The 13311-nt window shown below is 62.7% G+C and carries 9 protein-coding genes; 5 read left to right on the forward strand and 4 right to left on the reverse strand.

The genetic code is table 11. The features are described 5' to 3' along the window. The first annotated feature begins 322 nt into the window (after positions 1-322). The 3 genes from cadB (at position 323) to pdxY (ending at position 4803) form a co-directional block, all read left to right on the forward strand. Positions 323-1657 carry a cadaverine/lysine antiporter gene (cadB, locus tag BN1143_RS05800; RefSeq protein ID WP_042049943.1) on the forward strand — a complete coding sequence of 445 codons (1335 nt, stop codon included), beginning with the start codon at positions 323-325 and terminating at the stop codon, positions 1655-1657. Positions 1658-1734: 77 nt separating this feature from the next. Then, the gene (locus BN1143_RS05805; RefSeq protein WP_017784018.1) at positions 1735-3867 is read left to right on the forward strand and encodes a lysine decarboxylase CadA; all 2133 of its coding nucleotides are present in this window, start codon (positions 1735-1737) and stop codon (positions 3865-3867) included. 72 nt (positions 3868-3939) lie between these two features. Continuing rightward, positions 3940-4803, forward strand: coding sequence for a pyridoxal kinase PdxY (gene pdxY, locus BN1143_RS05810; RefSeq protein ID WP_017787802.1), 864 nt, complete (start codon positions 3940-3942; stop codon positions 4801-4803). Between the two features lie 7 nt (positions 4804-4810). Here pdxY and BN1143_RS05815 read toward each other — a convergent pair whose 3' ends face one another. Both BN1143_RS05815 and BN1143_RS05820 read right to left on the reverse strand, forming a co-directional pair. After that, the gene (locus BN1143_RS05815; RefSeq protein ID WP_042049944.1) at positions 4811-6229 is read right to left on the reverse strand and encodes an MATE family efflux transporter; all 1419 of its coding nucleotides are present in this window, start codon (positions 6227-6229) and stop codon (positions 4811-4813) included. Between the two features lie 99 nt (positions 6230-6328). Then, the gene (locus BN1143_RS05820; RefSeq protein WP_042049945.1) at positions 6329-7243 is read right to left on the reverse strand and encodes a LysR substrate-binding domain-containing protein; all 915 of its coding nucleotides are present in this window, start codon (positions 7241-7243) and stop codon (positions 6329-6331) included. Between the two features lie 507 nt (positions 7244-7750). Between BN1143_RS05820 and BN1143_RS05825 the strand changes: the two genes are divergently transcribed. Together BN1143_RS05825 and yjeH are read left to right on the forward strand one after the other, a co-directional pair. Then, complete coding sequence (locus BN1143_RS05825) at positions 7751-9046, forward strand: HAAAP family serine/threonine permease (protein ID WP_005303413.1); 1296 nt, start codon at positions 7751-7753, stop codon at positions 9044-9046. A 177-nt stretch (positions 9047-9223) separates the two neighbouring features. Continuing rightward, positions 9224-10504 (forward strand): L-methionine/branched-chain amino acid transporter, encoded by a 1281-nt coding sequence (gene yjeH / locus BN1143_RS05830; RefSeq protein ID WP_042049946.1) that lies wholly within the window; start codon positions 9224-9226, stop codon positions 10502-10504. Positions 10505-10544: 40 nt separating this feature from the next. Here yjeH and BN1143_RS05835 read toward each other — a convergent pair whose 3' ends face one another. Further along, positions 10545-11084, reverse strand: a complete 540-nt coding sequence (locus BN1143_RS05835) for a GNAT family N-acetyltransferase (protein WP_042049947.1) — start codon at positions 11082-11084, stop codon at positions 10545-10547. Between the two features lie 72 nt (positions 11085-11156). Continuing rightward, positions 11157-12890 (reverse strand): ABC-F family ATP-binding cassette domain-containing protein, encoded by a 1734-nt coding sequence (locus BN1143_RS05840; protein WP_042049948.1) that lies wholly within the window; start codon positions 12888-12890, stop codon positions 11157-11159. Between the last annotated feature and the right edge of the window lie 421 nt (positions 12891-13311).

Genomic DNA, 13311 nt, shown 5'->3' on the forward strand with positions numbered 1-13311 from the left:
AGAGGGGGTTGTTGGCCCAGCTGTACCGCAGCGGGTCATCAGAAAAATATCAAGGTGGTTCGGGTGGCACCGGGTGGTCTCATCAAGGGGGGCGACGGATATCAAGATTTTATCAAGATGCTTGCGGCACCTTCAGTCAACATGCTGTTTTAACTCTGTTTTTATCGGCTTTGACGGGCGGGCTGAAAAAGTTTGCTCATGTTTTTATCCCTTAGCGGGACTTTATGTTTTCCGGGGCGCAGAGGCCTAGTCTGTGGCCATTGATTGGCGGAAGGCTCCGCCAAGCGTGTGTTTGATGCCTTAATATCGACCCGGAGATTTTATGTCCCTAGATACGAGCAAGAAGATCGGCCTTGTCGCCTGTACAGGTGTGGTGGCCGGCAACATGATGGGGAGCGGTATCGCGCTGCTGCCCTCGGCCCTGGCCACCATAGGTTCCATCTCTGTGTTCAGCTGGGCAATCTGCCTGGTCGGCGCCATGGGGCTGGCCTTCGTGTTCGCCCGCCTCGCCACCAAGAACCCGCAGGAGGGCGGCCCCATCGCCTACGCCGGCGAGATCTCCCCGGTGTTCGGCTTCCAGACCGGTGTGCTCTACTACCACGCCAACTGGATCGGCAACCTGGCCATCGCCATCACCGGCGTCTCCTACCTCTCGGTCTTCTTCCCGATCCTCAACAGCCCGATCCCGGCCGCCGCGGCCACCATCGCCGCCGTCTGGATCTTCACCCTGGTCAACCTGCTGGGCGGCAGCTGGGTGAGCCGGCTCTGTACCCTGGGTCTGGTGCTGATCCTGCTGCCGGTGGTGGGCACCGCGCTGGTGGGCTGGGGTCACTTCGACAGCGCCGTCTACAGCCAGAACTGGAACACCACCAGCGGCAGCGACCTGCATGCGGTCATCAGCGCCGTGCTGATCTGCCTCTGGTCCTTCGTGGGGGTGGAGTCTGCCGCCGTCTCCTCCGGCATGGTGAAGAATCCCAAGCGCACCGTACCGCTCGCCACCATGCTGGGCACCGGTATCGCGGGGGTCATCTACATCCTCTCCACCCAGGTGATCAGCGGCATGTTCCCGGCCGGTGAAGTGGCGGCCTCCGGCGCGCCGTTTGCCATGGCCTCTTCCGCCATCTTCGGCAGCTGGTCTGCACCGTTCGTTTCCGCCTTCACCGCGCTGGCCTGCTTCACCTCGCTCGGTTCCTGGATGATGCTGGTGGGCGAGGCGGGCAAGCGTGCCGCCCACGACGGCAACTTCCCGAAAATCTATGGCGAAGTGGACAAGAATGGCGTCGCCAAGAAGGGTCTGATCCTGGGCTCCCTCAAGATGACTGCGCTGATGGTCGGCCTGACCGCCTTCACCTCCCAGTCCGCCCACGCTGCCGATCTCTTCAACGTGCTGACCACAGATGCGGTGCTGCTGACCATGCTGCCCTACTTCTACTCCAGCATTAACCTCATTCGCTTCGAGGGCATGACCTCCCGCAGCATCGGCGCCATGATCTTCTCCGGTGTGGCCTGCGTCTTCTGCCTGATTGCCCTGATGGGGGCCAAGGGTTCCAACCTCACAGCAACCTTCGTGGTGTCGCTCATCATCCTGATGTTCTACGCCAAAAAACTGGGCCTGCGTCAGCACGATGCCCTGCTGAGCGAACAGCCCAGCAACTGATTTCCCCTTTTATCTTCCGAGCGCTCTTCACTCACCATCCCTGATGGAGAGCGCCCTCTTACGTGTGGAGCATCAAGATGAACATCATTGCCATCCTCAACCACCTCGGCGTTTTCTTTAAAGAAGAACCCATTCGCCAGCTGCAAGCCTCCCTCGAGCGCAAGGGTTTCGAGGTCGTCTATCCGGTCGATGTGGCCGACTTGCTCAAACTCATCGAGAAGAACCCCCGCGTCTGCGGCGCCATCTTCGACTGGGACAAATACTCCCTGGGTCTGTGCAAGGAGATCCACGATCGCAACGAGAAGCTGCCGATCTTCGCCTTCGCCAACGACCAGTCCACCCTGGACATTCACCTGACCGACCTGCGTCTGAACGTGCACTTCTTCGAGTACCGTCTCGGCATGGCCGACGACATCGCCCTCAAGATGGGTCAGGCCACTCAGGAGTATCAGGACGCCATCCTGCCGCCGTTCACCAAGGCGCTGTTCAAGTACGTGGAAGAGGGCAAGTACACCTTCTGTACTCCGGGTCACATGGGCGGTACCGCCTTCCAGATGAGCCCGGCCGGCAGCATCTTCTATGACTTCTACGGCCCGAACGCGTTCAAGGCCGACGTCTCCATCTCCATGCCGGAGCTGGGCTCCCTGCTGGATCACTCCGGTCCGCACAAGGAAGCCGAGGAGTACATCGCCCGTACCTTCAACGCCGATCGCTCCTACATCGTCACCAACGGCACCTCCACCGCCAACAAGATTGTCGGCATGTACTCGGCGCCGGCCGGCAGTACCGTGCTGGTGGATCGCAACTGCCACAAGTCGCTCACTCACCTGATGATGATGAACGACGTGACCCCGATCTACTTCCGTCCGACCCGCAACGCCTACGGCATTCTGGGTGGCATCCCGCAGAGCGAATTCAGCCGCGACACCATAGCCGCCAAGGTGGCCGCGACACCGGGTGCCCAGGCGCCGCGCTACGCCGTGATCACCAACTCCACCTATGACGGCCTGCTCTACAACACCGGCTTCATCAAGGAGGCGCTGGACACCCCCTACATCCACTTCGACAGTGCCTGGGTGCCCTACACCAACTTCAGCCCGATCTACGAAGGCAAGTGCGGCATGAGCGGCGAAGCCATGCCGGGCAAGGTGTTCTACGAAACCCAGTCCACCCACAAGCTGCTGGCGGCCTTCTCCCAGGCGTCGATGATCCACATCAAGGGTGACGTGGAGGAAGAGACCTTCAACGAAGCCTTCATGATGCACACCTCCACCTCGCCGCAGTACGGCATAGTGGCATCGACCGAGATTTCCGCCGCCATGATGCGTGGCAACACCGGCAAGCGGCTGATCAAGGACTCCATCGATCGCGCCATCTCCTTCCGCAAAGAGATCAAGCGCCTGCGCGAGCAGAGCGAAGGCTGGTTCTTCGATGTATGGCAGCCGGACGACATCGACACCGTCGAGTGCTGGAAGCTGGATCCGAAGGATGACTGGCACGGCTTCAAGGACATTGACGACGACCACATGTACCTGGATCCCATCAAGGTCACTCTGCTGACCCCGGGCATGGGCCGTGATGGCCAGCTGCTGGAGCGCGGCCTCCCGGCGTCCCTGGTCTCCAAGTTCCTGGACGAGCGCGGCATCGTGGTGGAGAAGACCGGCCCCTACAACCTGTTGTTCCTCTTCTCCATCGGTATCGATCAGTCCAAGGCGATGCAGCTGCTGCGTGCCCTGACCGAGTTCAAGCGTGGCTACGACCTGAACCTGACCATCAAGAGCATACTGCCGAGCCTCTATCGTGAAGACCCGAGCTTCTACGAAGGGATGCGCATCCAGGAGCTGGCCCAGCGCATTCACGAGCTGACCAGCAAGTACCGTCTGCCGGAGCTGATGTTCAAGGCGTTCGACGTGCTGCCGGAGATGAAGATGACCCCGCATGCCGCCTGGCAGCAGGAGCTGGCCGGCAACGTGGTGGAAGTGCCGCTGCGCGACATGGTGGACCGCATCAGCGCCAACATGATCCTGCCCTACCCGCCGGGAGTGCCGCTGGTGCTGCCGGGCGAGATGGTGACCCAGGATTCCCTGCCGGTGCTCGAGTTCCTCGAGATGCTGTGCGAGATCGGTGCCCACTACCCGGGCTTCGAGACCGACATCCACGGCCTCTATCGTCAGGCCGATGGCAGCTACACCGTCAAGGTGCTGCGTTAAGCGAGAGTGACAACAACGGGCCGCAAGGCCCGTTTTTCCCATTTTGGTTCATCCATTTTTTTGCGAGTCAGCATGAAGCGAGTTCTCTCCATCCAGTCCCACGTGGTGTTCGGCTGCGCCGGCAACAGCGCCGCCGTGTTTCCCATGCGCCGCATGGGGCTGGAGGTGTGGCCCGTCAACACGGTGCAATTTTCCAACCATACCCAGTACAGCGCAGGCTGGCAGGGGATGGTGATGCCAAACGGCCATATCCGCCAGCTGATGGCGGGGCTGGCCGACATCGGCGTACTGGGGCAGTGCGATGCGATCTTGAGCGGTTATCTCGGCTCGGCCGAGCAGGGGGAGGAGATCTTGGCGGCGGTGGCCCACCTCAAGGCGCTCAATCCGCATGCCCGCTATTTTTGCGACCCCGTGATGGGGCATCCCGACAAGGGGTGTATCGTCGCGCCCGGCGTCGCCGATTTTCTGAAAAACCGTGCGCTGGCCTGCGCCGACCTGCTGGCCCCCAATCTGCTGGAGCTGGAGCAGCTCACCGGCCGCGAGATCTGCAATCTGAGCGAGGCGCTGGCGGCTTGCCTGCAGCTGCGTGAGGGGGGCGTCGAGCTGGTGATGGTCAAGCATCTGGGCCGCGCCGGCTTGAGCCTGGACCGGTTCGAGATGCTGCTGGTGTGCGAAGAGGGGGCGTTTCATATCTCGCGCCCCCTCTATGAGTTTCAGCGTCAGCCCATCGGAGTGGGGGATCTGCTGAGTGCCACCATGCTGGCCAACCTGCTGGCGGGCTTCACGCCGGTGGCGGCGTTCGAGCGCACCAATGCCAGCGTGGACATGGTGCTGGCCCAGACCTGGCTGGCGGGCGCCTACGAGCTGCAGCTGGTGGCCGCCCAGCAGGCGCTGGTCGAGCCCGAGATCCGCACCTGCGCCAGCCGGCTGGGTTAGCCGCGCATCAGCCCGCGCGCCGTGCCAGCGTGACCTGCTGACGGGCAAGCGCCTTGGGCGAGCGCCTGGTGTGCGGGGCGCAGGCCAGCTTGAGCTGGTGCCACTCGCGCCACAGCAACCAGCACAGTGGCAGGGTCAGCAGCAGCACAGTCGTGGGCTGGGCCAGCAGCACGCCGTCGCGGCCCCACCAGAGCGGCAGCATGAAGATCAGCGGCAGCAGCAGCAGGGTCTTGGCGATGGAGATGAATAGCGCCTGACGGGTGCGCGCCATGGATTGCAGCAGCACGATGCCGAACATGATGATCCCCTCCAGCGGAATGGCGCCGAGGTTGAGGGTCAGGCTGCTGATGGCGGCCGCGAGCAGCTCGCCATCCTGATCGCCGGTGTAGAGCATGGCCACCTGGCGCGGCAGCAGCTGGATCAGCAGCCAGACCGCCAGACCGTAGATGAGCGTGATCTTGAGCCCCATCTCCATCAGGAACTTCAGATCGCGATGGCGTTTGGCGCCGGCCGCCTGGCTGACCAGCGGCTGGATGCCAAAGGCCAGCCCCTGCAGGATCACGATGAACACCGCCTCTGTGTAGCCGGCGACTGTGAAGCCAGCCAGATCCTTGACCGAGCCGTGCACCATCAGCTGGCTGTTGTGCAGCATCAGCAGCAGGCCAAGGTTGAACTGGGCGATGAGGCTCGGCAGACCGGTGAACAGCAGGTTGGGCATAGCCGGCAAGCTGGGCAGCAGCTGGCGCCATTCCAGTCGCAATCTGGCGTGACGGGTAAAGAAGTAACCCAGGCCCAGCAGGCTGACCACCCCTTCCGAGATGAGGGTGGCCTGAGCCGTACCGATGAGCCCCAGCCCCAGCCGGCCCACCATGATGTAGTTGAGGATGATGTTGAGGATGGCGCCGCCGCTGACCAGCAGCATGGCGAGCCGCGGCCGGCCGTCATTGCGCAGCAGATAGGGCACCGCCAGGTTGCAGGCCAGCAGCAGGGTACCGCCGCCGATCCAGTAGAGATAGTCGCTGGCCTGTTGCCAGGTGTCGGTGCCCTGCTCGATGCCCAGTGCCAGCAGGATGTCGATGTGCCAGTAGTGCAGCAGCAGCGGCGCCACCGTGCCCAGCCCCGCCAGCAACCAGAGCGCATTGACCAGCGCCTGGCGGGCCAGCCCGGTGTTCCTGGCGCCCTGCTGGAAGGAGATGGCGGTGGCCGCCCCCATGCTGATCATGGCGGCAAGGCCGATCAGCACCATGATGACCGGGTAGACCAGGTTGATACCGGCAAGGCCGGCGGCCCCCACGTAGTGGCCGACGAAGATGCCATCGACCAGGTAGTAGGCGCCGGATACCAGCATGGCCATGACGGAGGGGAGGGCATAGCCCCAGAAACGGCGGGTCATCGCCCGCTGGCGCAGAGTGAAATAGGCAGACATATCTGTTCTCTTGGGGAGTTCGATTATCGAGCAGATAGTCTAGATTAATATTGTTTTTGCGATAATCCGGGTTCTACTTGAAGGATTGATGAGCAATATTCAGTAATTGGTCGGTTGATAGTGGGCTTTCAGCATGTCGATGAGCGCTCGCAAGCCGCTGCCCAGCTGATGCCGGCTGGGATAGAAGAGATAAAAACCGGCAAAGGTGGGGCACCAGGGTTCCAGCACGGTGAGCAGTTTCCCCTGGGCCACTTTTTGGCTCACTTCCTCTTCCAGACAGTAGGCCAGCCCCAGCCCCGCCTCGGCCGCCCCCAGATAGAGGGCCGGCGTGCTGGTGGTGAGCGGACCCGTCACCTCTATCTCCAGCAGGGAACCCTCCTCCCCGGCGAAGGCCCAGCGGTAGTGATGGGAGGGGGTGAGCCGGTAGCCGATGCAGGCGTGGCGCGACAGCTCGCGAGGGTGTTGCGGGGTGCCGCGTTCGGCCAGATAGGCGGGCGCCGCCACCACCAGATAGCGCTGGGGCGGCCCGAGCGGTACCCCGATCATCTCCTTGGGCAGCAGATCGCCGTAGAAGATAGCGGCGTCATAGCCATCCTCGATGAGGCGCGGCATCAGCTCCTGTTCCACCACCTCCACCTGCATGCGCGGGTAGCGTACCAGGTAATCGATCAACACCGGGGCCAGCAGGTCGTCGATGGCCCCGCGCGGTGCACAGATCTTCAGCCGTCCCACCGGCTCGTCGCTGTGACGGGTCAACTCGCCCAGTGCGCTCTCCAGATGGTTCAGGGTCGGCAGCAACTGGGTCAGCAGCCGCTGGCCCGCCTCGGTGGGCACCACGGCGCGGGTGCTGCGGTTGAGCAGCCGCACCCCCAGCCGGGTCTCCAACCCTTTCAGGCTGTGGCTCAGGGCGGATGCCGAGACCCCGAGTTCGAGGGCGGCCTTGCTGAAGCTCTGGTGACGGGCGACGGCGGCAAACACCGCCAGTTCGGCGAGGTCGGTACGGGTGATGGCCATATTAATTCAGCGGAAAAATGTTGAACAACAGGGTACGCCAGGGCGGGGCAAGGCACAACGTGGCCAACAAACAGACACATGTAGCGAAATTGTTGTACCCATAAGGATATAGATACGGGTGAAACTACCTCCATTTGTTAACGGCTGTTCACAAAATTGGGCTCGAAACGTGATCTCTGACGCCAGAAAGGCGATTCCAATCAAACTTTGGTTGATTAATTCAAAAAAACACTGTGATCGCTAAGGGGATTTAATTAGAGTCAGCTCATCGAAACAAAGGCGTGTTAGTGAGTTGTAAAAACTGACGCGTTTGCGGCCCTCGGGCCCACTTCCCACCGGTCTGTTTGTTGCAATTTGGTTGTTACATGGAGTGATGACCAGTTTGCCGGAGCGATGGGAATGAGAATAAAACAGGGATGAACTGCAGGCGTTCCAGGGAAATGGGACAGGGCATTGAGCCCGGTTGACTAGATATTTTCTATTTTCCTTGATGACAGGAACACCCCTATGTCTGACATGAACATTGCAGTAGAAGGCAACTTAGCCAGTAATGCATCTTCCCGTGGCATCAACAAGGCCGATGTGGTCTGGATGCTGGGTCTGTACGGTACCGCCATCGGTGCCGGTGTGCTCTTCCTGCCGATCAACGCCGGTGTAGGTGGTCTGTGGCCGCTGGTTGCCATGCTGATCCTGGCCCTGCCGCTGACCTTCTTCGCTCACCGTGGCCTGACCCGCTTCGTGCTGTCCGGCTCCACCCGTGACGGCGACATCACCGAAGTAGTAGAAGAGCACTTCGGCAAGACCGCAGGCAAGTTCATCACCCTGCTCTACTTCTTTGCCATCTACCCGATCGTGCTGATGTACTCGGTCGCCATCACCAACACAGTCGAGAGCCTGATTGTTCACCAGCTGGGCATGACTGCACCTCCCCGTGCCGTGCTGTCACTGGCGCTGATCCTGGGTCTGATGGCGGTTGTTCGTCTGGGCGGCCAGGTCATCGTCAAAGCGATGAGCGTGCTGGTATTCCCGTTCGTGATCACCCTGATGGGTCTGGCGCTCTACCTGATCCCGCACTGGAATGGTGCCATCATCACCGAAGCCCCGGCGCTGGGTGATGCCTTCAACGGCGATTTCATCAAGACCCTGTGGCTGGCCATCCCGGTCATGGTGTTCTCCTTCAACCACTCCCCGATCATCTCCTCCTTCGCGGTGGACAACAAGGGTCGTTACGGTGAAGGTGCCGAGAAGAAGTGCAGCAACATCCTGCTGGGCGCCCACGTCATGATGGTGATGACCGTTATGTTCTTCGTATTCAGCTGCGTACTGAGCCTCTCTCCGGCTGACCTGGCTGCCGCCAAGGAACAGAACATCTCCATCCTGTCCTACCTGGCCAACCACTTCGACAACCCGGTCATCGCCACCGTGGCACCGCTGATCGCCATGGTTGCCATCAGCAAATCCTTCCTGGGTCACTACCTGGGTGCGCAAGAGGGCATGAACGGCCTGATGGCCAAGGCGCTGCGCGAGAAGGGCAAGAACGTTGACACCAAGCAACTGAACAAAGTGACTGCCGTGTTCATGATCCTGACCACCTGGGCCATCGCCACCATCAACCCGAGCATCCTCGGCATGATTGAAGACCTGGGCGGCCCCATCATCGCCATGCTGCTGTTCCTGATGCCGATGTACGCCATCACCAAGGTGCCGGCCATGCGCAAATACGCTGGCAACATCAGCAACGGCTTCGTGACCATCATCGGCCTGATCGCCATGTCCGGTATCATCTACAAGCTGATTGCCTGATAACTCCGGTTACCCGCTTGAATGAAGAAGCCGCCTCGCAAGAGGCGGCTTTTTTTATGGCCGCTGTCCAGGGCTACGGCCTTGCATAAAACCGGGCATATTCTCGCCGCCGCCCTTAACAAAGAGGCGGGGCAGGCCTAACATGGCGGGATGTTTTTCTAGACAGGACAAAAGTATATGTCTGGGTTGAAAAAGGATCTCGGGCTTTGGCAAGGGATGGGGCTGCTCGCCACCTCGTTGCTCGGCACCGGGATCTTCGTGGTGCCGGCTACCGCCGCCTCGCTGGCAGGTGGGGCTTCGCTCTGGGCCTGGTTGTTGCTGATTGCGCTGGTGCTGCCGATTGCCTTTACCTTCGCTCGCCTCGGCCGCCGCTACCCCCACGCCGGCGGGGCGCCACACCTGATTGGCCTCGCCTTTGGCAACGGCGCCGAACGCTTCTCCGCCTTCCTGTTTCTGGCGGTGCTGCCGGTGGGCCTGCCCGCCGCCCTGATGATCGCCGCCGGCTTCTGGCATGCCCTGTTCGATCTGGGGGAGTGGACCCTGTGGGGTATCCAGCTGCTCACCCTGCTCGGGGTCTTTCTGCTGGGGCTGCGCGGTGCGCGCTCCTCCGGCAACCTGCAGCTGCTGATCGCGCTCGCCATTTTGGGGCTCACCCTGCTCATCTGGTTCAAGGGGGATATCAGCTGGCGCGACGCCGCCCGGCCGCTGCCGACGACGGACGAGTGGCCCGCCATGGCCACCGCGCTGGCGGTGATGTTCTGGTGTTTCGTGGGGCTCGAGGCCTTCGCCCACATGGGGGAGGAGTTCAAGCGACCGGAGCGGGACTATCCGCTGGCCCTGCTCGGCGGGGTACTGTTGGCGGGGCTCATCTACTGGGTACACTCGCTGGTGGTGCTCAAATATGGCCTCTACGGCGATGAGGCGACCAACGCCACCGCCATTCCGGCCCTGCTCTCCCTGCTGTTCGGCCCCACCGCCAAGTGGCTGGTGGCAGTGCTCGGCTACCTCTCCTGTTTTGCCAGCATCAACATCTACATTCAGGGCTTTGCAAGGCTTATCTGGAGCATGGCGCGCGAAGGCAAGCTGCCCCCCTCGCTGGCAGTCCTTACCGCTCGGGGCGCACCGCTGCGGGCGCTCGGTCTGGTACTGCTCATCTGCCTGCTCTGCATCACCCTCATCATCTGGTTGCGACTGCCCCTCGATGAGCTGATCCGCTACGCCAACGGCAACTTCGTGCTGGTCTACCTGCTCTGCATGGCGGCGGGCTGGCGTCTGCTCGGCGGGGTGGGCAAGGGGCTGGCGGGGATAAGCGTGCTGCTCTGCGCCCTGGTGCTGGTGGCGCTCGCCTCCCAAGTGCTCTATGCCGTCGTGCTGAGTCTGGGGTATGGCTGCTTCTCGTGGTGGCGGCGCAGAGGTCGCCGCTCGGCACCAGATGATCGTGTCTGCGCCATCAAGTAACCCGAAAAAAGCCCCGCAGTGCGGGGCTTTTTGCTGCCTGTCAGCGGCTGGCGGACAGGTCGCTGCGCAAGATGGCGTAGTGGCGCAGGGAGATGAAGCCATCCCCCTTGCGTTCGCACTCCCGCGCCGTGCCCTCGTAGTGAAAGCCGGCCCGCTCCAGCAGACGGGCGGAGGGGCGGTTGGGCTCCTCCACCACCGCCAGCAGCCGGTGCAGTGCTGTGGTGCGATAAGTGAGCGGCAGCCACAGTTGCAGCGCCGCGCTCATCACCCCCTTGCCCCAGTGCTCGGGATAGAGCCAGTAGCCCAGCTCGGCCCGCCGGTGCTCAGGATCGGCATCGTTGTAGCCGATGGCGCCGAGCGGTTCGCTCGTGTGCCGGTCACGAATGAGGTGCCAGGCGCCGCGGCCGGTGCGGGTCAGCTCGGCATACCAATCCATCTGGGCCTGGCACGCCGTCAGGCTGTTGTAGCTGACGCCGTAGTAGGCGACGACCCGCGGATCGGAGAGGCCGCGGAAGATGTGGGGCAGATCGGCGTCGCTGACCGGATCCAGCCTGATGTGGGGTTGTTGCGTTGATGTCATGGTGGCTCCTTGCGGCCAACCTGAGTTGGCCGCGTGAGTTGAGTGATAAAGGATGGATGATGCTGGCTGGCGTCAGGCAAAGCCGAGCAGGTCAGCAAGGCGTGCCAGTTCTCCCCGCCACTGCTGCTGCAGGCGCGGGGTCTGGTGCCTGGGCTTGCGGGCCAGATCGGCGGCGAGCAGGGCATCTAGCTCATACCAGCGTGCCAGCAGTGCCTCTTCGTCATCCGCCGGGCCGGCCGGGGTCTGCCCCATGGCGGGGGCGGCCAGGCTTGCCTTGTCTGCTGCCGGCAAGGGAGCATCGCCGAGCAGCTCGGCATAGGCCCGCTCGGCACTGTGGGCCTCCTGGATGCGCCCATCCTTTATCAGCCAGAAGCGGTTGCAGCTGCGCTCGATCAGTTCCCGGTCGTGGGAGACCAGCAGCACGCCCCCCGGGAAGGTGGCAATGGCCTCGGCCAGCTCCTCCTTGCCCGCCAGATCCAGGTGGTTGGTGGGCTCGTCGAGCCAGAGCATGTGGTGGCTGCCGAGCGACAGGGCGAGAAACAGCAGCCGTGCCCGCTCCCCCCCACTCAAGGTACGCACCTGTTGGCCGTGGCGGGCATAGGGGAAGCCCGCCCGGATCAGCGCCTGCCGCCGTGCCCCCTCAGGCAGAGGGGCCAGCGGGTAGAGGGCGTCGCTCAGGGTAGCGTAGTCCGCCAGCTGCTGCAGGGACTGATCGTAATAGGCGATGCTGGCGCCGGGGTGACAGTACCAGCCTGCCTGCGGGCTCTGCGCGGCCAGTTCGCGCCAGCACTGGCGCAGCAGGGAGGACTTGCCGGTGCCGTTGGCACCGAGCAGGGCGACCCTGTCCCCCGCCCGCAACCAGAGCCCCTCGGCCCGCAGCAGCGGCGGCAGGTCCGGTGCTGGTGACACATCGAGGGCCTCCAGTCGCAGCAGGGTGTCGGCAGGCAGGCTCAGTCCGCGCAGCTCGAGCCGCCAGGGGGCCAGCGCCGCGACCTGACTCTGCTCCTCCTGCAGGCGGGCGATGCGTTTTTCCATGGATTTGGCCTGGCGCACCAGCTTCTCGTTGTCATGCTCTCGCCCCCAGATGGCGAGGCGTTTGCTGCTGGCGCTCAGGCGGTCTATCTCCTTTTGCTCGTCGGCCCGGCGCAGGCGGGCCTGCTCATCCTCGGCGGCCAGCGCCGCCCGGGCCTGGCTGCAGGGCAGGGCGAAGCGGTGCAACTGGCCGTCTCGCAGGATCAGGGTCTGCTCGGTGACTCTGTCCAGCAGGCGAGCGTCGTGGGAAACCAGCACGAAGGCGCCGCGCCAGCCCAGCAGAAACTGCTCGAGCCAGAGCAGGGCGGGCAAGTCCAGGTGGTTGCTGGGTTCATCGAGCAGCAGCAGGTTGGGTTGACGCAGCAGGGCGCGCCCTATCTGCAGCCGGCTGTGTTGGCCGCCGCTCAGCGCACTGACCGGCAGCGTGGCCTGGGCCTCCAGCTGCAGCTCGGCCAGCAGCTTGTCCACCTGCCATTCGGCGGCGGGGTCGTTGCCCAGCGCATCCAGCAGCACGGCGCGGGTGCTGAGGGTTGAAAGTCTGGCCGGCAGTTGCTGGGCCACGAACTCGCAGCGGCAGGCGGCAGCCTGCACGACCTGGCCGGCCTGGGGCGTGCGCTCGCCCGCCAGCAGCGCCAGCAATGTGCTCTTGCCGCAGCCGTTGGTGCCAATCAGGCCGAGCCGGTCGCCCGCGCGGATGCCAAGTTCGAGGTGGTCAAATAACGGAAGGTGCCCCGCACTCATCTGCAGGGAATGGGTACTCATCAGGGTTGTCATGCTCTTGCTCTCTTAAATCGCGGGATCAAAGATCCCTGTCATCAGGAGCGCTGGCGACAACGGCAGAGTCGAGAAAGGTCTCGGTATGGAAGGGAGTCGGCTTTGCTCGAACCCGCTATCGCAGCGCGATGGTATGCAGGCAAGAGCAGGCGAATGTGCCGAACAGGCGAGCCGAGAACATCGGACACGCTTGGATAACCATTTTTTACCTCCTTGTGTTTCGTTATGGCACGGTGCGGCGATTATAAGCGCAGAAAAAATAACCGTCTATCCGCGATGATGACGCTCCATGAGCGGGACGGGGGCATCGTCAGGTGCAGAGCAAAAAGACTATGTCCTAGTAGGTGTTGTATGGAGTACCCATGAGATATCCAAGCACATCTGATGTTTGCTTCCTTCCCGTAAGGTCCTGCCCAGATAT

This window comes from Aeromonas dhakensis, assembly GCF_000820305.1.
Lineage (GTDB): Bacteria > Pseudomonadota > Gammaproteobacteria > Enterobacterales > Aeromonadaceae > Aeromonas > Aeromonas dhakensis.